At 35.8% G+C, this 23,172-nt stretch carries 25 protein-coding genes; 19 read left to right on the plus strand and 6 right to left on the minus strand.

Features of this window, described 5'->3' with window-relative positions:
- Window positions 1-2: 2 nt before the first annotated feature.
- From EPI11_RS06825 to EPI11_RS06840, 4 genes are all read left to right on the plus strand, one after another.
- Window positions 3-2,213, plus strand: coding sequence for a redoxin family protein (locus EPI11_RS06825; RefSeq protein WP_128389195.1), 2,211 nt, complete (start codon window positions 3-5; stop codon window positions 2,211-2,213).
- Window positions 2,214-2,314: 101 nt separating this feature from the next.
- A complete protein-coding gene (locus tag EPI11_RS06830; RefSeq protein WP_206619101.1) occupies window positions 2,315-2,902 on the plus strand; it encodes a Crp/Fnr family transcriptional regulator in 588 nt (195 codons plus the stop codon).
- 123 nt (window positions 2,903-3,025) lie between these two features.
- Window positions 3,026-3,901: a pirin family protein gene (locus EPI11_RS06835; protein WP_128389196.1), complete on the plus strand. Its 876-nt coding sequence runs from the start codon at window positions 3,026-3,028 to the stop codon at window positions 3,899-3,901.
- Between the two features lie 50 nt (window positions 3,902-3,951).
- Window positions 3,952-4,482, plus strand: coding sequence for a YceI family protein (locus EPI11_RS06840; protein ID WP_128389197.1), 531 nt, complete (start codon window positions 3,952-3,954; stop codon window positions 4,480-4,482).
- A gap of 161 nt (window positions 4,483-4,643) precedes the next feature.
- Here the strand turns inward: EPI11_RS06840 and EPI11_RS06845 are convergent, their stop codons facing one another.
- Both EPI11_RS06845 and EPI11_RS06850 read right to left on the minus strand, forming a co-directional pair.
- Window positions 4,644-5,687 carry an RluA family pseudouridine synthase gene (locus tag EPI11_RS06845; RefSeq protein ID WP_128389198.1) on the minus strand — a complete coding sequence of 348 codons (1,044 nt, stop codon included), beginning with the start codon at window positions 5,685-5,687 and terminating at the stop codon, window positions 4,644-4,646.
- Window positions 5,687-6,295, minus strand: coding sequence for a PASTA domain-containing protein (locus EPI11_RS06850; RefSeq protein WP_128389199.1), 609 nt, complete (start codon window positions 6,293-6,295; stop codon window positions 5,687-5,689). The genes EPI11_RS06845 and EPI11_RS06850 overlap by 1 nt, the downstream gene beginning before the upstream one ends.
- A 158-nt stretch (window positions 6,296-6,453) precedes the next feature.
- Between EPI11_RS06850 and EPI11_RS06855 the strand changes: the two genes are divergently transcribed.
- Genes EPI11_RS06855 through EPI11_RS06865 form a run of 3 tightly spaced genes read left to right on the plus strand, consistent with a single transcriptional unit; the run spans window position 6,454 to window position 9,620 of the window.
- Window positions 6,454-7,440, plus strand: coding sequence for a D-alanine--D-alanine ligase (locus EPI11_RS06855; protein ID WP_128389200.1), 987 nt, complete (start codon window positions 6,454-6,456; stop codon window positions 7,438-7,440).
- A complete protein-coding gene (coaD, locus tag EPI11_RS06860; protein WP_128389201.1) occupies window positions 7,428-7,886 on the plus strand; it encodes a pantetheine-phosphate adenylyltransferase in 459 nt (152 codons plus the stop codon). The genes EPI11_RS06855 and coaD overlap by 13 nt, the downstream gene beginning before the upstream one ends.
- 6 nt (window positions 7,887-7,892) lie before the next feature.
- Window positions 7,893-9,620 carry a M14 family metallopeptidase gene (locus tag EPI11_RS06865; RefSeq protein ID WP_206619102.1) on the plus strand — a complete coding sequence of 576 codons (1,728 nt, stop codon included), beginning with the start codon at window positions 7,893-7,895 and terminating at the stop codon, window positions 9,618-9,620.
- Window positions 9,621-9,680: 60 nt separating this feature from the next.
- Here the strand turns inward: EPI11_RS06865 and EPI11_RS06870 are convergent, their stop codons facing one another.
- Together EPI11_RS06870 and EPI11_RS06875 are read right to left on the minus strand one after the other, a co-directional pair.
- Window positions 9,681-11,624: a T9SS type A sorting domain-containing protein gene (locus tag EPI11_RS06870; protein WP_128389202.1), complete on the minus strand. Its 1,944-nt coding sequence runs from the start codon at window positions 11,622-11,624 to the stop codon at window positions 9,681-9,683.
- A 21-nt stretch (window positions 11,625-11,645) separates the two neighbouring features.
- A complete protein-coding gene (locus EPI11_RS06875) occupies window positions 11,646-12,479 on the minus strand; it encodes a hypothetical protein (protein ID WP_128389203.1) in 834 nt (277 codons plus the stop codon).
- A 308-nt stretch (window positions 12,480-12,787) separates the two neighbouring features.
- Here EPI11_RS06875 and EPI11_RS06880 point away from each other — a divergent pair, with 308 nt between their 5' ends.
- Window positions 12,788-13,510, plus strand: a complete 723-nt coding sequence (locus EPI11_RS06880; protein ID WP_128389204.1) for a hypothetical protein — start codon at window positions 12,788-12,790, stop codon at window positions 13,508-13,510.
- On the opposite strand, the gene EPI11_RS06885 is transcribed toward EPI11_RS06880, so the two are convergent.
- Entirely contained in the window at window positions 13,497-14,105 is a 609-nt protein-coding gene (locus EPI11_RS06885; RefSeq protein WP_128389205.1) for an NUDIX hydrolase, read from the minus strand. The two genes, EPI11_RS06880 and EPI11_RS06885, sit on opposite strands and share 14 nt — an antisense overlap.
- A 7-nt stretch (window positions 14,106-14,112) precedes the next feature.
- Between EPI11_RS06885 and pyrE the strand changes: the two genes are divergently transcribed.
- The 4 genes from pyrE to EPI11_RS06905 all read left to right on the plus strand — a co-directional run bounded on the left by pyrE (window position 14,113) and on the right by EPI11_RS06905 (window position 16,729).
- Window positions 14,113-14,763 carry an orotate phosphoribosyltransferase gene (gene pyrE, locus EPI11_RS06890; RefSeq protein WP_128389206.1) on the plus strand — a complete coding sequence of 217 codons (651 nt, stop codon included), beginning with the start codon at window positions 14,113-14,115 and terminating at the stop codon, window positions 14,761-14,763.
- 90 nt (window positions 14,764-14,853) lie between these two features.
- The gene (locus EPI11_RS06895; RefSeq protein ID WP_128389207.1) at window positions 14,854-15,246 is read left to right on the plus strand and encodes an SRPBCC family protein; all 393 of its coding nucleotides are present in this window, start codon (window positions 14,854-14,856) and stop codon (window positions 15,244-15,246) included.
- A gap of 84 nt (window positions 15,247-15,330) precedes the next feature.
- The gene (locus EPI11_RS06900) at window positions 15,331-15,864 is read left to right on the plus strand and encodes a hypothetical protein (protein ID WP_128389208.1); all 534 of its coding nucleotides are present in this window, start codon (window positions 15,331-15,333) and stop codon (window positions 15,862-15,864) included.
- Window positions 15,865-16,021: 157 nt separating this feature from the next.
- Window positions 16,022-16,729, plus strand: coding sequence for a DUF4241 domain-containing protein (locus tag EPI11_RS06905; protein WP_128389209.1), 708 nt, complete (start codon window positions 16,022-16,024; stop codon window positions 16,727-16,729).
- 65 nt (window positions 16,730-16,794) lie between these two features.
- Here EPI11_RS06905 and EPI11_RS06910 read toward each other — a convergent pair whose 3' ends face one another.
- Complete coding sequence (locus EPI11_RS06910; protein WP_128389210.1) at window positions 16,795-17,523, minus strand: biotin--[acetyl-CoA-carboxylase] ligase; 729 nt, start codon at window positions 17,521-17,523, stop codon at window positions 16,795-16,797.
- A 101-nt stretch (window positions 17,524-17,624) separates the two neighbouring features.
- Here EPI11_RS06910 and rsfS point away from each other — a divergent pair, with 101 nt between their 5' ends.
- From rsfS to EPI11_RS06945, 7 genes are all read left to right on the plus strand, one after another.
- Complete coding sequence (gene rsfS, locus EPI11_RS06915) at window positions 17,625-17,996, plus strand: ribosome silencing factor (protein WP_128389211.1); 372 nt, start codon at window positions 17,625-17,627, stop codon at window positions 17,994-17,996.
- A gap of 12 nt (window positions 17,997-18,008) precedes the next feature.
- Window positions 18,009-19,934 (plus strand): ATP-dependent zinc metalloprotease FtsH, encoded by a 1,926-nt coding sequence (ftsH, locus tag EPI11_RS06920; RefSeq protein ID WP_128389212.1) that lies wholly within the window; start codon window positions 18,009-18,011, stop codon window positions 19,932-19,934.
- Window positions 19,935-20,038: 104 nt separating this feature from the next.
- The gene (locus tag EPI11_RS06925; RefSeq protein ID WP_128389213.1) at window positions 20,039-20,641 is read left to right on the plus strand and encodes a lactate utilization protein B/C; all 603 of its coding nucleotides are present in this window, start codon (window positions 20,039-20,041) and stop codon (window positions 20,639-20,641) included.
- A gap of 1 nt (window position 20,642) precedes the next feature.
- Window positions 20,643-21,467: a phosphatidate cytidylyltransferase gene (locus EPI11_RS06930; RefSeq protein WP_128389214.1), complete on the plus strand. Its 825-nt coding sequence runs from the start codon at window positions 20,643-20,645 to the stop codon at window positions 21,465-21,467.
- Window positions 21,457-22,110 (plus strand): phosphatidylserine decarboxylase family protein, encoded by a 654-nt coding sequence (locus EPI11_RS06935; protein WP_128389215.1) that lies wholly within the window; start codon window positions 21,457-21,459, stop codon window positions 22,108-22,110. Before EPI11_RS06930 ends, EPI11_RS06935 begins: the two co-directional genes overlap by 11 nt.
- Window positions 22,111-22,374 carry an acyl-CoA-binding protein gene (locus EPI11_RS06940; RefSeq protein WP_128389216.1) on the plus strand — a complete coding sequence of 88 codons (264 nt, stop codon included), beginning with the start codon at window positions 22,111-22,113 and terminating at the stop codon, window positions 22,372-22,374.
- 8 nt (window positions 22,375-22,382) lie between these two features.
- Window positions 22,383-23,156, plus strand: a complete 774-nt coding sequence (locus EPI11_RS06945; protein WP_128389217.1) for a superoxide dismutase — start codon at window positions 22,383-22,385, stop codon at window positions 23,154-23,156.
- Window positions 23,157-23,172: the final 16 nt, after the last annotated feature.

Here is a 23,172-nt window from a genome sequence, read left to right on the forward strand (position 1 = left end):
CAATGCAAAACTTTATAACTGCCCTAAAAGCAGAACATATCAAAAAGAAAGGTACAGGCATTTATATGCTCAGTATAATACTGGGAGTAATTAGCCCTATTATATGGACTATCATTCAGTTTTTCGAAAAAGAAAAACCAGGTTCATCTCTGCCTTATAATTATTATGTATCTTACATAGAAGGACTATTAGAGCCGTTTGCCGGGTTTTTCTTCCCACTACTTATTATCATTACTGTAAGCCGTATTACGCAACTCGATCATAAAAACGGAGGGTGGCAGCTCATGGAAACACAGCCCGTCAGAAAAATATCTATATATTTTTCCAAATTTTCAGTAGTGCTAATCTCTAATCTCATCGCCATCCTTTCACTTGTCATTATGGGTTATTTTGGTGCCTGGATCGTAAGCTTAATTAAGGGTATTCCGCAGGATGCTACTACAAATTTTGCTTTTTCAGAATTATTCTGGATCATTGCACGATTGTTTCTTGCCGGATTATTCCTTACGGCTTTCCAGTATGTTATTTCGGTATTGCTGCCTAGCTTTATCTGGTCGATACTTATTGGCTTCTTCTTATTACTGGCATTTATTTTCTTGAAAGTATTTAATGTAACTCCTGATTATTATCCTTTGGAGCTTCTAGATAAAGTAGCTACCTTTAAAAAAGGCAGCCAATTAGGGTATTGGATTACCTACTCTGAAACCCTGAGTGTGCTGTGTAGTATTATAGCTTTATACATAGGTTTCGAATGGTACAAACATAAAAATCTTAAACTTGCCTTCTTTAGCAAAAGCTCCCGCGCACTAAAACTTATAGCGGTGTTAGTGGTTGTAGGTGGTTTATTAGCCTATGTACTTATGCCCAATACTATGGAATCGCACAACAAAACAGTTATAAGCGGAAAAATTGAAGGCGACAAACCATTTCAGGCCATTTATATAACCAATGCTTTTGCTGACGATACTCTTGCTGTTATTCCTGTAAAGAATAATACATTTCATTATGTCATAGAAAAAGAAGTTCCTTTTGATAATTATTCCATAAATATTAATAACGCCGCTAATGGTGAAATAACTTTTGGGAAGAACGATAGCATCCATTTAGATATTAAGCAGCGTGAAAACAATTTCTCTGTTGTAACAACAGGTTCGCGTCTTGCCGAAAATCAATACGAAAAAAGCAAAATTCCTAACTATGGTATGGCATCTTATTACATTGAGGAGAATATACAACTGGACAATCCTGATTTGATAAGATCGGAAATCATAAAAGAATGGAAAGAGGCACTGTCTACTTCAGATAAATATAAAACAGTAGACAATTATGTGCCCAGGGAAGATTTCATGGAAAGGAATAAAAAAATGCTTACCATAACTTTCCTTAATCTTTGGAACGACTTTGTGAAAAAGCGTGCCGTTATGTTCCCAAAAGAGAAAACGGAAGAAACTGCGGATATTAAGCTTATGAAGAAAAGAGTTCCTCTTAATGATGAAAGCCTTTTAAGCAATGAAGAGTACTTTAAATATATTAGATCGCAAATGATCGCTCCAAACAAAGAGGACATAGATGAAAATACAAAATCATTAATGGCGATTGCAAAACTTCCTAAAGGCGAATTTAAAGACAAAATGCTTTACTGGCAGCTAAACAATAGTATTAAAGATGCTTCTGCAACAACCGAAAGAGCACAACTACTTGCACAATATGGTACCGACTTTACTAATAAAAAATACCTTACCTATACCCTTGCAAAAAACAAGCTGATAGAAAGCCTTGGTAAAGGTATGCCAGCTCCATTCTTTGATGCCACAACACAAGACGGTAAGCAGTTCAATCTTGCCGATTTTAAAGGTAAATACCTGATGATAGATGTTTGGGCAACCTGGTGTGGACCTTGTAAAAAAGAATCACCATTGTTTGAAAAAATGGCGATCAAATACAAAAAAGAACCAATACAGTTTATTGCATTGAGCACCGACCAAAAAATTGACAAATGGTTGGTTGAAGCCAAGGCAAAATCAAAATCGGTACTACAGCTGCACATCAATAATGATAACCAGTTTAGCAAAGCATACGATATACAATTTATCCCACGCTTTATACTGATCGACCCACAGGGTAATTTTGTAAACTCAAAAATGCCTGCACCAAGCGACAAGATCTTCGAAAAACTGCTAAGGGAAGCCCTTAGCCTTGCTGAAGAAAAATAAGTTTCACTACAATAAAAGTTTAGGCGCTGTAAAGTAGTATTACTAAGCAGCGCTTTCTTTTTTATAAAAATATTACATTTGTTAAAAAGCCTATCTTTATTATGGACATGTATTCTCAAATAAACAAAAGCATCAGTCGTTATGTTACATTTACACAACAGGAACTTGATATTTTCAACTCCCTTTTAGAATACAGGAAAGTCCCTAAAAAAACTATAATGCTTCATGAAGGCGAAATGTGCAACTTTGAAGCATTTGTAATTAAAGGCTGCGTAAGGAAATACTATATCGATGCAAACGGTTTTGAAGTAATACTGCAGTTTGCCATCGAAGATGCCTGGGTTGGCGACAACTCCTTTAGTATTTATGAAGATAAACCCAGCCGCGTATTTATAGAAACGCTCGAAGATTGTGAGTTTCTAACCTTTAATCCCGAGACCAAAGAAGAACTGTTTGAAAGAGCTCCTAAATTTGAGAGAGCTTTCAGAATATTAATACAACGCCATCTTACCATTACACAGGATCGCTTGTTTAATACCATATCTAAACCGGCGATGGAGAAGTACTTGGACTTTCTCGAACTCTACCCTACCGTTCCTCAGCGTGTAGCACAGCATTATATTGCTTCTTACTTGGGTATCTCTGCCGAATTCCTTAGTAAAGTAAGAGCCAAGATCGCCAAGCAATAATCATGAGATCGTAAATGATTAATATCTTTTCTCAATTTTCAATTCTGTTTTTCTTGTCCTAGTTCAATGCCCAGAGTTCTATTATGGCGCAACTTTGCACTGTAATAATTAATCAACCGCATTATGGACAGAAAAGATTTTATTAAAAAAGGACTGATGGGAACAGGAATGTTTATTACATCAGCAGCTATTGGCGATACTTTAAACAATGATATAGACGAGATTCAACCATTAGAGCCTATTGGGTACAACCATTTACCTAATACAGATTCTCTGATATTAGAAAACACAGTATTGCACAAAGCAGATTCACGAGGTCATGCTAACCATGGCTGGCTGGATTCTCACCACTCATTCAGTTTTGCAAATTACCATAATCCAGACAGGATGCACTTTGGTGTACTTAGAGTACTTAACGACGATCGTGTAGATGCAGGAATGGGCTTTGGTACACACCCTCACGATAACATGGAAATTATTTCTATTCCGCTTGAAGGTGATCTGGAACACAAAGACAGTATGGGCAATACTGCTGTAATTAAAAAAGGTGATATTCAGGTAATGAGTGCCGGTACCGGTATTTACCATAGCGAGTACAACAAGAACAAAGACCAGCTTACCAAGTTTCTACAAATTTGGGTCTACCCTAACAAAAAGAACGTTACACCCCGTTATGACCAGATAACCCTTAACGAAGCAGACCGCCGTAATAAACTACAGCAGATCATTTCTCCTAATGCAGATGACGAAGGTGTTTGGATCCATCAGGATGCGTGGTTTCACTTAGGTAAATTCGATAAAGATTTCACTACCGAATATAAAATTAAAAAAGAAGGCAACGGAATTTATGCCTTTGTAATTAAAGGCGATGTAAGCATAGGTAACATTAGTTTAAACCAGCGCGATGCTTTAGGTATTTGGGATACAGGTGCTATAAACATAACTGCTGCTTCTCAGGATGCCGAGTTACTACTGATAGAAGTACCAATGGTATTATAATCAGACACATTCAAAAGAAAAACAATAAAAATATAATAAAGAATAAAATTATGTCAACAACAAAATGGACAGTAGATCCAACCCATTCAGAAATAGGTTTTAAAGTAAAACACATGATGTTTACTAACGTATCAGGTAAATTCACAAAATTTGATGCAGCTGCAACAACCGAAGGTGATCATTTTGAAAATGCAGCTTTCAATTTTAGCGGTGCTGTCGATTCAGTAAGCACCGGAAATACAGATCGTGACGGTCACCTTTTAAGCGCAGACTTTTTTGATGCTGCTCAATTCCCGCAAATTACATTTGAGTCGACTTCATTCAACAAAAAAAATGAAGGTGAATATACCCTTAACGGCAACTTTAGCCTGCATGGCATCACAAAACCAATAAGCCTAGATGTAGAATTTGGAGGTATTGCAAAAGATCCATGGGGTAACACAAAGGCCGGATTTACCATTACAGGTAAAATTAACCGAAAAGATTTTGGTCTGAACTGGAATTCTGCTCTTGAAACTGGTGGTGTATTAGTAGGCGAAGAAGTGAAACTTGCTATAGAGCTTCAGTTCATTAAACAATAATTTTTTTACACAACTATTTATTTTTGTAAACCTGCAAGACGAAAGCTTTGCAGGTTTTTTTCATTTAGAATATGTAACCGGATTACATATATTCATAAACAAAAAAATCCCACAAACAATATGCAGCCTGTGGGATTTCTAATTATAAAACTAAGATAAGATTAATCTTCCTCTTCTTCTATGGTGTGCGATTTAGAATAGTTACGCCATTTCTCAATACAGTCTACCATATCCTGCGGCAGTTCGGTATCAAAACGCATAAATTCTTTTGTTGTTGGATGCACAAAACCAAGTGTTTTAGCATGTAGTGCCTGTCTTGGTAATGTTTTAAAGCAGTTTTCTACAAACTGCTTATATTTGGTAAACGTAGTACCTTTCAGTATTCGCTCTCCGCCATAACGGGCATCATTAAATAACGTGTGACCTATGTGTTTCATGTGTACACGAATTTGGTGTGTGCGTCCTGTTTCAAGTTTACATGAAACCAGTGTTACATACCCCAAACGTTCTATTACCTTATAATGCGTTACAGCATGTTTCCCCTGATCTTCATCAGCAAAAACAGCCATTTGCATACGGTCTTTTACATGTCGGCCAATGTTTCCTTCTATCGTTCCTTCCTCCTCTTCCATATTACCCCAAACAATGGCGACATATTCTCTTTCAGAGGTTTTCTCAGCAAACTGCTTGGTCAGGAAAGCCATAGCCTGCTCTGTTTTAGCAATTACTAAAAGTCCCGAAGTATCTTTATCGATACGGTGTACAAGTCCGGGTCTTTCACTGCTGTTCATCGGTAGGTTCTCAAAGTGATAAGCCAGTGCATTCACCAAGGTTCCTGAATAATTACCATGCCCAGGATGCACAACCATGCCTGCTTCCTTGTTTACTACAAGCAGCTGATCGTCTTCATAAACAATATTTAAGGGAATATTTTCCGGTTCTAAAAGGTGCTCATAAGGTGGGTGAGATAATAATACTCTCACCACATCAGATGCTTTTACTTTATGGTTAGACTTTACAGCGATATCATTTACATAAATGTTACCTGCTGTGGCTGCCTGTTGTATTTTATTACGTGTAGCGTTCTCTACAAGATTCATTAAGAACTTATCTACCCTTAGGGGTGCTTGTCCTTTACCTGCTTCAAAACGGTAGTGCTCATATAATTCGTCGTCCAGCTCCTGCTCAATAATCGGTGTAGTCATTAGTTTATTTGTGTATTTTCGTCTTTAGGTAAGCTATCCTTTTCATTCTCATCAAATCCTGCTTTTCCATCTCCAAGAACAAAATCTATTTTAGAAGCTTTCAATACTTTATCGCCTGCTTTTAGTCTTTTCCCATTTTGCTTTAATTCCAATACTACATCTTTAGCAAGATAAGGAATGTAGGTTTTTGTGCCTTCTTCCAGTCCGCTTGCTTTAAGCATCGGCAATGCTGCCCTGTATGTTTTTTGGATAAGGTCTGGCAGGTCTACTTTATTATAACCCGATGAGTTTACTTTAAGATATACTTTTCTTCCATCCTTTACATTTACTTTAGGTAGTGGATCTTGTTGTACAATTGTAAGCGGCGGATAATCGGCTTTAAATTCTACCGTATCAAGAACAACATATTCAAGATCTATGTTCTCCAGAGTTTCTTTAGCTTTCTCTACAGTCATTTTACGTAAATCCGGAACAGGAATTTCCTCACCGTGATTTGTGGCATAACTTAGGTATTGCATTAATGCAAAAACGATCACAATAATTATAACCAAAGCTATTATTACCTGTTTGAAAAAAACTTTACTCTGTAAAAAATCTTTAAGGCTCATTTATAATTGAATTTTGGCAAAGATATAAATAATACTAAACTTTATAAGTTTACACAAATAATGATATTTTTGTGTAGTCTTTGCATTGGATGTATATAACGGAGATCGTTAATAATTCGTGTAAAGTTACGTATCTTAAATAAAAACTTAGCATAAAAATGAACATAGCAGTAGTAATGGGCGGTTATTCGGATGAATCCGTTATCTCTTTACGCAGCGGACAGCTGATTTTAAGCCATCTGGACCTTGCAAAATACAAACCGTTTGAAGTACATATTCTTCCTGAAGGATGGAATGTATTGATCGATGGTAACAAATACCTTATCAATAAGGGTGATTTTTCGTTTGAAAAAGACGGAGCTACTACAACATTTAATGCAGTAATAAATACAATCCACGGTACACCTGGTGAAGACGGCCATTTACAGGCCTATTGGGAATTGCTTGACATCCCGTATACAGGCTGTGGGTTCTACCAATCGTCATTAACTTTTAATAAAAGAGATACGCTATCAGTACTATCTAAATTCAATATTAATAAAGCAAAATCTATATACCTGTCTAAAGGAGATGTCGTTACAGCACAGGAAATTGTAGACACGGTTGGTCTTCCATTCATGGTAAAACCAAACCAAAGTGGCAGCAGCCTTGGGATTTCTAAGGTAAATGATATTGCTGATTTTGAAAAAGCATTACAATTAGCATTTGCTGAAGATTCTGATATCCTTATCGAAGAATATCTAAAAGGTACTGAAGTATCTGTAGGCGTATTGAACCTTAACGGTAAAACAACTGTTTTAGGGCTTACTGAGATTGTTTCTCACAATGATTTCTTTGATTATGAAGCAAAATACCAAGGCAAATCGGATGAAATAACACCTGCACGCGTTGATGAACAAACTGAAAGAAAAATCAGGGAAACAGCCATTAAAGTATATGAAGTATTGGGCATGAGCGGTTTTTCACGAGCTGATTATATTGTGAGAGATGGCGAACCGTATTTTATTGAAATAAACACCAATCCGGGACTTTCAGGACAAAGTATCTTCCCGCAGCAGGCAGAACACGCCGGTATACCGTTCTCAGAATTACTGGACAGCGAGATTAAACTTGCATTACAAAGAAAAGTATTATGGAAAAAATAGCTGTATTCCCTGGATCATTCGACCCTATAACTCTTGGTCATCATGATATCATAAAAAGAGGTGTGAGCCTTTTTGATAAAGTAATTGTGGCTATTGGTGTAAATGCTGAAAAAAAATACATGTTCTCCCTCGAAGAACGCAAGCGTTTTATAGAAGAATCGTTTAAAGATGAACCTAAAGTCGAAGTGATCACGTATGAAGGTCTTACTATAGACCTTTGCCGTAAAATTGGAGCTCAGTTTATACTTCGCGGACTTCGTAATCCTGCCGACTTTGAATTTGAAAAGGCCATAGCCCATACTAATAGGCAACTTTCAAAAATTGAAACGGTATTCCTTTTAACTGCAGCGAGTACGTCTTACATCAGCTCAAGCATTGTTAGGGATGTATTGCGTAATGGTGGAGACTATACCATATTAGTTCCTCCATCGGTAAGGGTTAAATAACAATCCATGAAAAAAATACTGTTGTTAATACTAATTCCCTCTGCCCTATTTGCGCAAAAGAAAACAATGTACCAAACACCCTACGAAAAAGGCAACGGCAATCAAACCGCCACCTATGCTGAGACCATAGCTTATTTTAAACAACTTGATAAGGATTTCGAAACCATACAAATGCTTGAAATGGGTATGACTGATAGCGGAGAGCCTTTACATATTGTTATATATAATCCTGCTAAAAAATTTGGTTTTAACCAACTGCACGACAACAAAGCAGTGCTTTTACTTAACAATGGTATTCATCCCGGTGAGCCCGACGGTATTGATGCTACCATGATGCTGTATCGCGACTTGGCTACAGGTAAGCTTAAAACACCTCAAAACACAGTTATAGTTAACATCCCTATTTATAATATAGGCGGTGCGTTAAACCGTAATTCCCATACAAGAGCAAATCAAAACGGACCTGAAAGTTACGGTTTTCGAGGTAACGCCAGAAATTATGATCTTAATCGTGACTTTCTGAAAAGCGACACTAAAAATGCCAGAAGCTTTGCCGAGATTTTCCACAAAGTAAATCCTGATATTTTCATAGACAATCACGTGAGCAATGGTGCCGATTATCAATATGTATTTACCTATATAGCTACCCACCATCAAAAACTGGGCGGTAGTTTAGGCCTGTACTTTAAAGATACTATGCTCCCACAAATCCTTTCTGACTTAAAAGAAAAGAAAATTGAAGCCATACCTTATGTAAATGTACATGATGTAAAACCGGATGGCGGTTTTGAGCAGTTTATGGACTCGCCTCGATATTCTACCGGTTATGCATCTATGTTTAATGTACCCGGATCAATGCCTGAAACACATATGCTAAAGGATTATGCTTCACGTGTTGCCGTTACTTACGAGTATATGGCAGCTACATTGGAATACATCGATAATAACCACACAAAGATTAAAGAGTTAAGAACTGAAAACCTTACGAATTACAAACCGGGAATGCGTTATACACTCGAATGGAAAATTGATTCGTCTAAGGTAAAATCGCTGCCCTTTTTAGGTTATGAAGGTGATTATAAAACAAGTGAAGTAACAGGCAAGCCAAGATTGTTTTACGACCGCAAAAAGCCCTTTAACAAAACGGTACCTTATTACCAAACTTACAAGCCGGTAACCGAAGTAACAATTCCGGAGTCTTACATTATCCCTAAATCGTGGTGGAATGTTATTGATTTACTTAAGATCAATAACATAAAAATGGAGCCTTTAGCACAGGACATTGAGCTGGAGGTAGAAAGCTACCGCATTGCCGATTTTAAAACCGGTAAGTATTCTTACGAAGGGCATTATCCACATAACAACATTAAAATAATTACTACTGTAAAGAAAATACAGTTCCATAAAGGAGACTTTGTTATCAGTACACAGCAGCCAGGTGTTAAATACCTGCTGGAAACACTGGAACCACAAGCTGCAGACTCCTATTTTAGCTGGAACTTTTTTGATGCTATACTACAGCAAAAAGAATACTTCTCTGCTTATGTATTTGAAGATACAGCAGCAAAGTTATTGAAAGAAGATACAGCACTTAGACGCACTTTTGAAACTAAAAAGAAAGAAGACAAAACTTTTGCAGAAGATGCCGATGCCCAACTGGACTGGATTTACCAGCACTCAGTATACTATGAAAAAACTCATATGGAATATCCTGTGTACAGGAAAATAAAGTAAATTTTATCCCTTGCAATATAAAAACCGGTTAGTTGTACTAACCGGTTTTTTTTGATGTCTTTATTGTTTAATAATCTTTTGAACTAGTTTACCGTTTACATTCAGGAAATAAATCCCTGAATTAAAACTAGTGAGGTCTACCTTAGTCTGTTCCGCACTATCCTTATTTTCAAGCCTTAGTAACTCTTTACCTGTAATATCTGTCACGGTAAATACTCCTGTCGTCTTTCCTGTAATAGTAACCAATCCATTAGTGGGATTAGGATAAACAGTAAAATTATCTACCTGAGGTTTAATATACTGGTATTGTTTATCACTTTTTTCCATAGCAAAAACCTTGTTTGATTTTGGTTCCAAAGCAACACTTTGTGCAGATGAACAGGTTTCAATTTCTGCAAGGAAAACTGAACCATTTTTAGCTTGAAATCCTGGCTGCAATTTAATAAATCTGCCCGCCTGATAAACAGCTCTAGACTGATTTTCAATTGTATTAACAGCAATGATGGACTCTTCTCTCTGTTCAAAAAAATATGTATTTGCCATAACATTTACATCTGCATATAATGTCGCTAAGCAGCCTAAATCACCATTATAACAATTTGGAGCATAAATATTACCAAAATCCTCTTCAATTGGAGTGATTAGAGCCTCTTGGTGAGCAAGACAGCACCATTCCGACCATCCACCACAACTTGTTTTAATTCGCCATCTAAAAGTTTTACTTATAAGTCCAGCAGAAGCCTGATACAGATCATAATGATTTTGAGTAACAATTGTACTAAAATAATACCCGTCATTATGGTTTGGTACTTCACTACAATTGCCATCAGAAACAAACTGCAGCTCATAACTATCAGCCACATCCGGCCAAAACAACTCATAGCCAACCACATACGAATCCTGAGAATTTACAATTTCAAATCTTAAATCGGGGCCTGAACTTGAAGATGTATCAAATAAATGATATGTAAATGATGAGTCAACAAAAGTTGCCTTAACTTTAAATTCAAAGCTTCCAACTAAAGAACTTAATTCAGATGGATTAACTAAAAAACAAAATGTGTTACCCGTAATTACCGGCACTGATGGCACTGTCCTTATAAAATTATCATTTTGATCAAAAATTTCAAGGGTCAAAGAGCCAGGCACAATAGTACTGTTTAGTGGTGCTGTAAAATCACCGCATACATTAAACGGTTCTTTAGGACATGAAATACTAAACTCATCAAGTGTTAACAAACCAAATGCAGGAGTACAATTTGCATTACATCTTATATTATCCAGGTATACACTTCCAAAATGACCTCCTTGGCCACAATCAGCAATAACAAACTCTAAACGTACTGGTGTACCTATATATTTTTCAGGAATCATCAATGTTGCACATTCCCAATCTGTAAAAAGATAGTCACTAACTCTATTAAATATATTGCTATTTATATTTGCCTTATAGCATATCTCATTAGTATTTATAATTACACCGTTAGCATCATATATCCGTGCAGTAAAAAAAGGTTCTATATCTGGTTCTGCACCATGTAGTCTAAAAATTAAAGCAAAATCAAAATTAATAACAGATGAAGTAGCTGTAAAATTGGAATTCATTGTAACTACATCGCGGCTTTGATTATCATCAAAATTTAGTTTAATAGCAAAATTACCACCAACCCCATTTGGTTGTACTCTTGGCAAATATGCTCCCAAACTAAATAAACTTGGATCATAAATTCCAAAAGGAGCTATTGATGTATTAGAAACCAAAGACGCTAAACTTCCAAAATCATTAAGAGCTGTGCTTGCTGTAATTGGATCATAGTCAGACGTATTCGTATCAATATGGCAATCTACATTAGAGAAAATCAGATTAGAGGTAAATGCTGTAAAAGTATAAGAACTTGATAGCCCTCCAATACCATTTTCGAAATCAGCATTTGTAATACATTGTGCATTTCCATCCAGCCCCGCCATTAAAGCAGCCAAAAAACATAAGTATAAGTTTTTCATATTATTACATTTAAGCTTATATTATTGTTTCTGAAGTAATGATTTCATTTGAGCTTTAAGCAGCTCTATTTCTTCTTTTTGCTCTGTTAGTTTAGTTTTTAGTTCTTTTGCTTCGTTATTTTGTTCAATAGCATAAAGGGTAAGCTCTTCTATCTTTTGTAAAAGTTTTGCATCCATCTTAGCAACATCAAGACCTTCAAGAACCATAGCTTTTGCAGAAGGGACATCTGGCAGGTGATTATTTTCTTTAGTAAACTTCTCCACTTCTTCAAGCGGCATTAGTTTATACTCAGGTTCGAAAACATAATCAGCCCATTCGGTTGTTGTTTTAATCGCTATTTTTACTTTTTCAGTTAATATTCCCTCTTCAACAAAAAGCTTGTAGCCGTCTGGAGTTTTAATATCATTTACACCATTACCTATACGCACTTTGCCATTATGATTTATACGCATAGATTCAACATCGTTATATCCAAAAGATACAGCAGATTTTTCTGTATTGGCAGAGCGTATTTTACCAAATTCAATAAAACCTGATTTAGCGATTCCCTCAAGCATCTGTATTTTGCATGTATGCTCTATAGTCGTAAAACGACCTGAGCCTACTTCATATCCAATTCCCTGTATATTCAAACCCAATGAAGGATACTTGCTGAAACTGGCTATGGTTTCCTGGTAAGTACCTAAGTATCCTGACCCATCATCACTGATTACTTCCAGTTTATGAGTTGGCGTTGTTGTACCTAAACCTACATAACCTGTAGCAGGAAATACATTTGGTGTGGGTGAGCCAAATTGAGAATAGCCACAAACAGCATAAAATACAATAGCAAGTGTAAAAATTTGTTTTTTCATAATTAAGATGATTTAAGTTTCCTTTAAATATAATAATAAATCAAAATCACCATAACAGGAATAAAGTAAACTCAAGACTGAAAACAAATAGGTTTGATTTATAACTGTAAATAAATACTTAAAAAATAAATGTTAAATTAAATAAGATTAATATTCTCTGTAACTCTTTTATTTAAAATTTAACTATCACAAAAAGCAACAATTTTGTGATTATGAAAAACAACAATGTGTTTAACTTTTATTTATGTTAAATTATAGCAAATTTCTTAATATTACAGAATACTATCTTTGAATTTATAATCTAAAAAATGAAAATTCTCTCTTTTCAATTCAATATTCGGTTATTTGTATTTTTATTAATTGGGTTTGTGCTTTGTACAATAGTTGGAACAGTGAGCCATGAAGGAGGGCATTGGGCTGTATCGAAATATTTTGGTAATACTCCAAAAATACATTATGCTTCTACTTCCCTTGGCTTTGAAGCAAAAGCCACTGAATTTGAAACTTTCTATGAAAAAAATAAAAGTAAAATACTATCTCGGGAAGAATCTCCCGAAAAGGAAAAATTTAGAGAAATAAACAAAAACGTGGGGAGAGAGAAATTTTTAATAACTCTTGGAGGACCAATTCAAACGATGATAACCGGAACCATTGGTTTTTTAATACTTTGGTTCAACCGAAAGAAAATATACCGAAAATACAACCTAACATTTTCAATATGGGCTTCAATATTTATAACTTTCTTTTGGTCAAGACAGATACTAAATTTTATAGGATCACTTGATACACTATTTGAAACTGAAAGAAGAGCCTATAGAAGTGATGAACCTAAATTATCCCAATATCTTGAACTCCCACATTGGGTGTTTGGATTAATTACCTGTATTCTTGGACTCTTACTTTTAAGCTGGGTATTTTTTAAAATTATACCAATACGCCAAAGACTTACTTTCTTACTGGCCGGACTGACCGGCAGTGCCTTAGGATTGTATTTATGGATGGATAAGTTAGGACCTGTTATCCTTCCTTGACAACAGCAGTCTTTTCAAACAGGAGTTTAATATTTTCATAAGAATTGGTTAGAGCATCTTTGATCTGGTCCTGGTTAAGCCATGCTACTTTCTCTATACCTTCCTCTATCTGACCTTCTAGAGGACCGGAATAATCCGTTTTCATTTCAAACCAATGTGTTATTTTTAGCTTATAACTGCCATTACGCTTAAAGATGTGATATGTTTTTTGCAGCTTTTGGGTAATTTCAAGTCCGCTTACACCAGTCTCCTCTTCCACTTCCCTCATAGCAGTAGTTTCTATATCTTCATTTTTCTCTATACCTCCTTTAGGCAGATCCCATTTACCATTCCTGAAAATAAAAAGTACTTCACCCTTATCATTATATACAAGACCACCCCCGGCTTTAGCCACAGGTATCTTCTCCTTTAATTTCTTTAAGGTTTCCTTTTCATCAGGATGGTATAAAAAGGCTTTTTTCACCTTATTATTGAACATATTTACTATCAGTTGCTCAATATCAACACTCTCCAGTAAAAACATTCTGAAATCAGTTTCTTTTTCTACAGTATTTGTCAAAAAAAGAGGTTTATCGTTTACAAAAACTTTATACATTTGCAGTATGATTTTTAATATAGACACCGCCAAAAAAACAGCCGAATTGCTTTTACAAATAAACGCAATTAAATTAAATCCTAAAAATCCTTTTACATGGGCTTCCGGATGGAAATCGCCTATATATTGTGACAACAGGATAACTCTCTCATTTCCACCAATCAGGAATTACATTCGTGAGGAATTTTCTAAGCATATTGAGAAAGAATTTGGCAAACCTGATGTAATTGCGGGTGTGGCAACAGGCGCAATTGGCATAGGAATGCTCGTTGCAGAGTACATGGGACTCCCTTTTGTATATGTTAGACCGGAAGCTAAAAAGCACGGACGCCAAAATCAGGTTGAAGGTTTTTTACAAAAAGGACAAAGCGTAGTAGTGGTCGAAGACCTGATTAGTACTGGTAACAGCAGCCTTATGGCTGTAGAAGCATTAAAAGATGCAGGAGCCAATGTAAAAGGCATGGTTGCCATATTTACTTATGGCTTTGATATCTCTTTAGAGAACTTCAAAAATGCTAATGTAAACCTGCACACACTAGGCAACTACGAAACTCTTTTAGATCTTGCAGTTACTAAAAAGTATATTACTGAAGAAGAGCAGGAAACACTTAAAGAGTGGAGCAAAAGCCCGTCTACCTGGATGCAGGAACAGGTTTAACATTGTAGATTTGCTTTTTACCAATAAACAATCTGATTTCATCAATTTAGGTATTACCTGAGAATTGGAATCAAAAATTTGAAATAACAAATGAATTTAGATAGTCCAAAAGTTACCGTTGATAAACCTGCTCAATATATTTTTGACGCCTTAACCGATGTTAAGAATTTTGAAAAACTAATGCCTGATAATATTGCAAAATTTGAAGTAACGGGTGATGAATCGTTCATTTTTGCTCTTAAAGGTATGCCGGAGATCAAACTGAAATTAAAAGAGAAGTCTGCTCCAAGCAAAGTCGTTTTAGGAGCTGCAAGCGAAAAACTTCCTTTTACACTTACAGGAGATATAAATTCAATCTCTGACACATCCAGCGAAGTACAGCTGCATTTTGAAGGTGAATTTAATGCTATGATGGCCATGATGATTAAAGGCCCTATCAGCAAATTCATTGAAACACTTGCTGCGAATATGCATAAACTATAGAAGGAAAAACTTCATTAGTATCAAATTAAAGGTTTTTAGTTCTACTAAAAACCTTTTTTTATATTTTTATCAAAACTACTTATCATGAAAAAAAGACTTTTAATTCTATTTATTGCACTACTTAGCTTATCTACTACTCAATCACAAGTAAATGGTGCTATGGATAAAGCTGTTTTAGAACAGGCTGACGATATGGGTAAAAAATTTATTGCAAAGGACTATGCAGGCTTTTTACTATATACACATCCTATAGTTGTTAAGAATATGGGCAACCGGGAAAAAATGCTGGAAGAAACAACAAAGAGTTTTAAGCAGCTTGAAGCAGAGAATATTACTTTTCTTGCTGTAAAATTTGGCGCACCTTCAAAAATAGTCAAAGTAGACAATGAGATGCAATGTATCATACCACAAATGATCGAAATGAAAGTTCCTGGTGGAAAACTTACCGCACACACAAGCTTAATTGCTATTTCAAATAATAAAGGGAAAAACTGGTATTTTGTAGATGTATCCAGTAACTCTATGGAAAGCATGAAGATGCTGCTGCCTACACTAAGCTCAGAATTGGTACTTCCGGAACCACAAGATCCTTCGTTCGAAGAAGATCCGAAACAATAATAATTCTAACATATTTTAATAGCTTATCTTAACAGATTAATAATTAAAACCCAAAATAACATTTACTTAATCATAGACAACGCAGTTAAAGATTTTATAAAATAACACTGTACCGCTATGGTTTTGAGTAAATTTAATATCCAATAAAAAAACAGCTATGAAAGACCTTAATGAATTTGAACTGCACTACGATCTTGACCAGGAAATGAATGCTCAGGAACTTGTAGAAATACATATAGGCGATGTAAACCTGCCAACAGGGAAAATCATAGTCTCCGACCCCTTTTTTTCCATGGAACAGCTGCCTTTTTCTCGCACTGTACAACCTGATAAATATCCTGTATACATTTACATGGCAGAGATAGATGAACTGCATCACAGGATTGCTTATGCAAAAATAAAATTCAGGCCGGAAGAAGCTACAAAATGGATATTAGCATTAACCGAAGACCTTACCAAAGAAGAACTGGACGAACTGGATGATGATGAATTCTACGGCTTCCCTGTTGAATCCGGACTTGCATGTTTTCTCGATCAGGAAACAAATACAGCTTTTGTAAAGAAAATCGACGAGCTGCAGGAAAAAAATTCTGAAGCCAATTATTATGACGAAGTACTTGCCGAAGAATTTAAAACTTACTCCGGAAAGAACAAATTTTCAAGAGAATTAGGTGATTGGAATGATCACAGACCTAACAAAGAATCAGACAACAATGTTATTATGTTCGCTTCAGGCTGGGGCGACGGCTATTTCCCTACATATTGGGGACTGAATGAAGATGGAGATACTATCGAGCTTGTAATAGATTTTCTTATAAACGATTTTGATCCGGAAGGTGAAGACGATAATGAAAGTGAAGACTAATATTAAATTGAACTATTGAGATTTTAGACAGATTATTCTAAAATCTCAATAGTTAATTCTACAAACTAATAAAGCAGCTGTACTTCTTTTATAGAAAAATTGGCTACAGAATCATCTGCAAGCTGCACCTCAAGCGTACCGCTTTTAGATACCCCTTTTATAATCCCCATAAATTTTTGGCCTTCTTTATCAAAAGGCATTGGAACTCCCATCTTGTAAAGTTTACTATGGTATTTATTCCAAATAAAGTTTGTATTGCTATTCAATATTCCAGCCACATTACGCCTAAGGTTTTCAACAATACCTGCCATCACGGCATCTTTGTCATACTCCTTACCTGTTACCAGTGATAAGGATGAAGCTTTAGGCAACTCACCGAAGTCTTTTTGGTTTACATTAAGCCCAATTCCTACTATCGAAAAAATTTCTCCATTATTTTTGATACTGTTTTCAATAAGAATGCCCCCTATTTTCTTGTTACCTGCCAAAATGTCGTTAGGCCATTTTATAGAAAGATTAGAAATATTAAAAGATTCTAACCCCTCAATAACACTAACTGCAACTGCAGCATTAAGATTAAATATCTCGTTGATTTCCAATAACAAATCTTTAATCAACACACTAAAAGTAAGGTTCTTACCCGGCTCAACATTCCACTTAGACCCCATTTGTCCGCGGCCTCCTGTTTGATCTTCGGTAACAACAATAGTGAAGTTTTCTACAAATTGAGCAGCTGTTAAACCTTTTAGGTAGTCGTTTGTAGAGTTAATGGCACTGAGTTTGATAATATTCATTAGAAATAAACCGTGTATTGCTTTTTAATTCCTGTAATCTTGTGTTAAGGTTCAAAAGTAAATACAAAAAATGATAACTTTGCGAAAACATAAAATTTTAAATGGCTAAGAAAAACATAAGTAACGATGATCTGTTGGCGAATATCATCAAAGGGATTGAAGAAGTAAAAGGACATGATATTGATATTCTTGACTTAAGGGCAATAGACAATACCGTTTGCGATTATTTTGTAATTTGCAATGGAACATCAAATACTCAAGTGAACGCAATTGTTCACTCTATTCAAAAAACAGTTTCCAAATCGCTTAAAGACAAGCCTTGGCATGTTGAAGGGACAGAAAATGGCGAATGGGTTCTTATGGATTACGTAAACATTGTAGTACATGTTTTCCAAAAACACATTCGTGAATATTACAACATTGAAAGTTTGTGGGGAGATGCCCGTATTACATCGATAGGAAACAACTATTAATCAGAACAATTCATGTCAAAAGATAATAAACCTACTAAGCTCAAAGTTAGCCCGTGGCTCATTTATGGCGGCATTTTGCTTATTTTCCTGGCAATTAATTTTGTAGCAGGAGGTTCCAGCTGGAACGATCCTAAACCTATTTCGCTTTCTAACTTTTACAAATTTTTAGACCAGGGTGAAGTTAACAAAGTTGTATTCAATAAAAGTACAGCAGAAGTTTTCCTTAAACCTGAAGCTTTAAAAGAAAAAGTGCACGAAAAGGTACAAAAAGACATATTTGACAAACCAAACAAGGGCCCTCACTACACCGTACAAACAGGTAATAGCGAAGCTTTCCAAAAAAGACTTGATGAAGCCCGCGCTGCTGGTAAAATAAACGACTACGATCCTCAACCGGACGGAATTTGGGGTGAACTTTTATTCACTTTGTTACCAATACTTGTATTAGTTGGTTTATGGATCTTCATGATGCGTAGAATGTCAGGTGGAGGTGCCGGCGGCGGCGGCGGACAGATTTTCAATATTGGAAAATCTAAAGCAAAATTATTTGACGAAAAGAATGATATTAAAGTAACGTTTAAAGATGTTGCAGGACTTGAAGGGGCTAAAGAAGAGATACAGGAAATTGTAGAATTCCTTAAGACTCCTGAAAAATACACAAGTATTGGTGGAAAAATACCTAAGGGAGCACTACTGGTAGGTCCTCCGGGAACTGGTAAGACCTTATTAGCTAAAGCTGTAGCCGGCGAAGCTAAAGTGCCTTTCTTTTCGCTATCGGGATCAGATTTCGTTGAAATGTTTGTAGGTGTAGGTGCTTCTCGAGTACGTGACCTTTTCAAACAGGCAAAAGAAAAAGCTCCGGCAATTATATTTATTGATGAAATTGACGCTGTAGGTCGTGCACGTGGAAAAAATAATTTCTCAGGTTCTAACGATGAACGCGAAAATACCCTTAACCAGCTGCTTACTGAGATGGATGGTTTTGGAACTAATACAAATGTAATTGTACTTGCTGCAACAAATCGTGCTGACGTACTGGATAAAGCACTTATGCGTGCAGGTCGTTTTGACAGACAAATCTATGTAGATCTTCCAGACATCAGAGAGCGTAGAGAGATATTTGAAGTACATTTAAAACCACTTAAAAAATCTGAGGAGCTTGATACCGAATTCTTAGCAAAGCAAACTCCAGGTTTCTCTGGTGCAGATATTGCTAACGTGTGTAACGAAGCGGCACTTGTTGCTGCGAGAAAAGATAAGAAAATGGTAGACAAACAGGATTTCCTTGATGCGGTAGACCGTATTGTAGGTGGTCTTGAAAAGAAAAATAAAATTGTTTCTCCTGAAGAGAAAAGAGCAATTGCAATACACGAAGCTGGACATGCTACAGTAAGCTGGATGCTTGAACACGCTGCTCCACTAGTTAAAGTTACAATAGTACCACGTGGACAAAGCTTAGGTGCTGCATGGTACCTTCCTGAAGAAAGACTTATTGTAAGACCAGATCAGATGCTTGACGAAATGTGTGCTACAATGGGAGGACGTGCAGCAGAAAAAGTAATATTCAACAGAATATCTACTGGAGCACTTAGTGATCTTGAAAAAGTTACAAAACAAGCTCGTGCAATGGTTACCATTTATGGCCTTAACGAAAAGCTGGGTAATGTTACTTATTACGATTCATCAGGACAAAGTGAATACAATTTCTCTAAACCATATTCTGAAGATACAGCCAGAATAATTGACAAAGAGATTTCGAACCTTATTGAAGAACAATACCAGCGAGCTATTGCTTTGTTAGAAGAAAACAGAGACAAATTACTTAAGCTGGCTGACATATTGATCGAAAAAGAAGTTATTTTTAAAGATGACCTTGAAGATATCTTTGGTAAAAGACCTTTCGATAAATCAGATATTGAAGTAATTACAGAAGCATAAGCAAAAAAAATGCTAATATTTATAAAAATCTTAATTCAATCCACAAATTGAATTAAGATTTTTTTATCTTTGAGCATATCTGGAGTAAAAAGGGAATGTAAGGTATGAGTCTTTTTAAGAAAATTTTTGGCACTGGTAATGATGTTTCACATGAAGAAAAAAATTCGGACTCGAATCCTTTTCTTCCGGAGCAACAGCTTCCTGTTGACGAACTTTTCATGTTAAATTTCAAAAAAAATGGCGGTAAATTTATTTATTGCGATAATCTTACTGAAGTTCATGAACAGTTTTTAAACGTACTTGAAGAGAACGACTGGTTTGAATGTGAAGTGATGTGCCTTGAACCAAAACTATACAGCCTTCTTGATGAAAATAAGCTAACTTATGCCAAATGTGCAGAAGCTAAGTTTCTTTTAGCTACCTGTGAAAACCTTATTGCAGACGAAGGTTCCGTTTTATTTTCCTCAAATCAAATTAAGCAGAACAAGCCTAATGAACTTCCCACAAACATTGTAATCTATGCCACTACAAGCCAAATACTTGGTAACAAAAGTGATGGATTAAGGGAAATAAAGAAAAAATACGATAGAGACTACCCTACGAATATCACCACAATTAAATATTTTGAAAAAGTAAAAGAAGAAGATTTTCTGCATTACGGTAGTTCTGCAAAAAATTTATACCTTCTGCTTTTAGAAGACCTGTAGTATGAACGAAAGCATAGTCAGGACACTGTCGGGTATAGTATATATCGTACTTCTATTAAGCGCTACCCTATTTTCACACATAAGTTTTACTATCTTATTTGGAGCATTTTTAGTACTAGCTGTACTGGAGTTTTGCCGACTCACAAATTTAGATAAAACTATTCCATTACTTATTACCGCGATTGGGTTCTTTCTTTTTGGTTTTTATATAGATAATAGCCTATATACAAATTTAGCCATTAACTTAGCGGGGCTATTTATATCTGTTTTACTGTTAGGTGACCTCTTTAGCAAAAAAAGAGCTGTCCCAAAAGACAAAAACTCTAAATTAACAGAGCTCATTGGCTATGTCATTATACCTTTTCTGCTTATTATTAAACTTCCATTTTTAGAAGGTGCTTACAATCCGTATATCCTAATAGGCAGCTTTATACTTATATGGACCAATGATACATTTGCATACATTGTAGGCAAAACCATGGGTAAGCACAAACTTTTTGAACGCATTTCCCCCAAAAAAACCATTGAAGGATTTTTAGGCGGAATGGTTTTTACCCTTATAGGAGCATATATACTTACTCGTTTTGATATTTTTCTAACACCTGTGTTCAGCTCACCATTTGTATGGATGGGAGCAGCAATAATCCTTGTGATATTTGGCACTTTAGGTGATTTAGTAGAATCTAAATTTAAGAGGAATGCCGGCGTAAAAGATAGTGGAAATATAATGCCGGGCCACGGAGGCATTCTTGATAGATTGGATAGTATTATATTTGCAATACCATTTTTATTTTTGTTTTACCAAATCATAAATTATGTTTCATAAAGAAGGAGCGAAAATTATTTTCATAGGACTTACCGTAACTGTAGCGGTAGCATTATTAGCTGAAAAATTCATTGACAGCACAACTCTAAAACTAATTGTACAATTGGTTGCTTTGGCATTCCTTGTACTTATTCTGCAGTTTTTTAGAAATCCACTACGTATAGTAGATATTAAAGATCACCACATCATTGCACCTGTAGATGGCAAAGTGGTAGTAATTGAAGAAGTATATGAACCGGAATACTTTAAAGACAAACGCCTTCAGGTATCTATCTTTATGTCTCCCATCAATGTACACGTAACACGTTATCCTTCAAACGGGCTTATAAAATTTAGTAAATACCATCCTGGTAAATACCTTGTAGCGTGGCATCCAAAAGCGAGTGAAGAAAATGAACGTACCACTGTTGTAATTGAAAATCCTGTATTTGGAGAAATTCTATACAGACAGATTGCGGGAGCACTTGCCAGACGTATTGTAAACTATGCACGCGAAGGTATGCAGGTAGTACAGGGTACAGATGCAGGTTTTATTAAATTTGGCTCAAGAGTAGATTTATACTTACCTTTAGGTACAGAGATAAACGTTACGCTAAACCAAAAGGCAATAGGCGGAAAAACAATAATCGCAACGAAGGCATAAATGCAGGAAAAGGATATAGATACCCTGTTTCAGGAAGCTTACGAGAAAGCGTCCAATATGACTGAAGCACTTCCTCAGGATGTTATGCTCAGGATATATGCGTATTATAAGCAGGCTACATCCGGAACAGCTCACATAAATAACAATCAGCACTTTGATCTTCGAAATGCCTTTAAAATGAATGCCTGGATGCAGGTGAGGCATTTAACTCCAGACGAAGCAAAGAAACTGTATATCGAGATTATCAATTCAATAATAAAATAATAATAATTATGAAAAACGTTAGAATTCTACTTTCGGCTTTTGTATTAATGTCTGTTATGCAGTCTTGCAAAGACAAAAATAACCTTGAAGAAGTTGTTGCTGTTCCAGAACCTCAAAAAATAGAGGCTGCACCACTAGGTAATCCTGACGATGTGAAAGCTGATGAAGGTGCTTTTCAGTTAGCTAAACTAGGCTATGCGTATGATGCTCTTGCCCCAAATATTGATGCTAAAACAATGGAGATCCATTACTCTAAGCATTATTTAAAATATACAAACGAGCTAAACAAAGCTATAAAAGGTACAGATCTTGAGAAAAAAACTATCGAGGAGATATTTGCTACCTTAGATATGGAAAACAAGCCTGTAAGGAATAATGGTGGAGGATACTATAACCATACTATGTTCTGGGAAGTTATGGCACCTAACGGAGCTACTGCGCCAAAAGGAGCACTAGCTGAAGCAATAAACAAAGACTTTGGTTCTTTCGAAAACTTTAAAACACAGTTTTCAGAAGCTGCTACTAAACAATTTGGCTCAGGCTGGGCTTGGTTAGTATTAGATAAAACTGGTAAACTTGTAATAGGAAGCACTTCTAATCAAGACAACCCATTAATGCCAAATGTTAGTATTTCAGGTAAACCTGTATTAGCACTTGACGTTTGGGAACATGCTTATTACTTAAACTACCAAAACAAAAGACCTGATTATATCACAGCATTCTTTAACGTGATAAACTGGGATGTTGTAGGTAAAAAATACGACGCAGCGTTAGTAAAATAACAGCCATCAAATAATA

It is taken from the genome of Flavobacterium cerinum, from assembly GCF_004028155.1.
GTDB classification, from domain to species: domain Bacteria; phylum Bacteroidota; class Bacteroidia; order Flavobacteriales; family Flavobacteriaceae; genus Flavobacterium; species Flavobacterium cerinum.

Bases quoted from the DNA above. Each gene is read 5' to 3' on its own strand.
- EPI11_RS06905 (WP_128389209.1), top strand. From the start codon at position 16,022: ATGAAAGACCTTAATGAATTTGAACTGCACTACGATCTTGACCAGGAA.
- EPI11_RS06895 (WP_128389207.1), top strand. From the start codon at position 14,854: ATGAATTTAGATAGTCCAAAAGTTACCGTTGATAAACCTGCTCAATAT.
- EPI11_RS06910 (WP_128389210.1), bottom strand. From the start codon at position 17,523: ATGAATATTATCAAACTCAGTGCCATTAACTCTACAAACGACTACCTA.
- EPI11_RS06855 (WP_128389200.1), top strand. From the start codon at position 6,454: ATGAACATAGCAGTAGTAATGGGCGGTTATTCGGATGAATCCGTTATC.
- EPI11_RS06945 (WP_128389217.1), top strand. From the start codon at position 22,383: ATGAAAAACGTTAGAATTCTACTTTCGGCTTTTGTATTAATGTCTGTT.
- EPI11_RS06845 (WP_128389198.1), bottom strand. From the start codon at position 5,687: ATGACTACACCGATTATTGAGCAGGAGCTGGACGACGAATTATATGAG.
- EPI11_RS06900 (WP_128389208.1), top strand. From the start codon at position 15,331: ATGAAAAAAAGACTTTTAATTCTATTTATTGCACTACTTAGCTTATCT.
- EPI11_RS06840 (WP_128389197.1), top strand. From the start codon at position 3,952: ATGTCAACAACAAAATGGACAGTAGATCCAACCCATTCAGAAATAGGT.
- EPI11_RS06870 (WP_128389202.1), bottom strand. From the start codon at position 11,624: ATGAAAAACTTATACTTATGTTTTTTGGCTGCTTTAATGGCGGGGCTG.
- EPI11_RS06850 (WP_128389199.1), bottom strand. From the start codon at position 6,295: ATGAGCCTTAAAGATTTTTTACAGAGTAAAGTTTTTTTCAAACAGGTA.
- EPI11_RS06935 (WP_128389215.1), top strand. From the start codon at position 21,457: ATGTTTCATAAAGAAGGAGCGAAAATTATTTTCATAGGACTTACCGTA.
- pyrE (WP_128389206.1), top strand. From the start codon at position 14,113: ATGATTTTTAATATAGACACCGCCAAAAAAACAGCCGAATTGCTTTTA.
- EPI11_RS06885 (WP_128389205.1), bottom strand. From the start codon at position 14,105: ATGTATAAAGTTTTTGTAAACGATAAACCTCTTTTTTTGACAAATACT.
- EPI11_RS06865 (WP_206619102.1), top strand. From the start codon at position 7,893: ATGAAAAAAATACTGTTGTTAATACTAATTCCCTCTGCCCTATTTGCG.
- EPI11_RS06940 (WP_128389216.1), top strand. From the start codon at position 22,111: ATGCAGGAAAAGGATATAGATACCCTGTTTCAGGAAGCTTACGAGAAA.
- rsfS (WP_128389211.1), top strand. From the start codon at position 17,625: ATGGCTAAGAAAAACATAAGTAACGATGATCTGTTGGCGAATATCATC.
- EPI11_RS06830 (WP_206619101.1), top strand. From the start codon at position 2,315: ATGGACATGTATTCTCAAATAAACAAAAGCATCAGTCGTTATGTTACA.
- EPI11_RS06835 (WP_128389196.1), top strand. From the start codon at position 3,026: ATGGACAGAAAAGATTTTATTAAAAAAGGACTGATGGGAACAGGAATG.
- EPI11_RS06880 (WP_128389204.1), top strand. From the start codon at position 12,788: ATGAAAATTCTCTCTTTTCAATTCAATATTCGGTTATTTGTATTTTTA.
- EPI11_RS06930 (WP_128389214.1), top strand. From the start codon at position 20,643: ATGAACGAAAGCATAGTCAGGACACTGTCGGGTATAGTATATATCGTA.
- EPI11_RS06825 (WP_128389195.1), top strand. From the start codon at position 3: ATGCAAAACTTTATAACTGCCCTAAAAGCAGAACATATCAAAAAGAAA.
- EPI11_RS06875 (WP_128389203.1), bottom strand. From the start codon at position 12,479: ATGAAAAAACAAATTTTTACACTTGCTATTGTATTTTATGCTGTTTGT.
- coaD (WP_128389201.1), top strand. From the start codon at position 7,428: ATGGAAAAAATAGCTGTATTCCCTGGATCATTCGACCCTATAACTCTT.
- EPI11_RS06925 (WP_128389213.1), top strand. From the start codon at position 20,039: ATGAGTCTTTTTAAGAAAATTTTTGGCACTGGTAATGATGTTTCACAT.
- ftsH (WP_128389212.1), top strand. From the start codon at position 18,009: ATGTCAAAAGATAATAAACCTACTAAGCTCAAAGTTAGCCCGTGGCTC.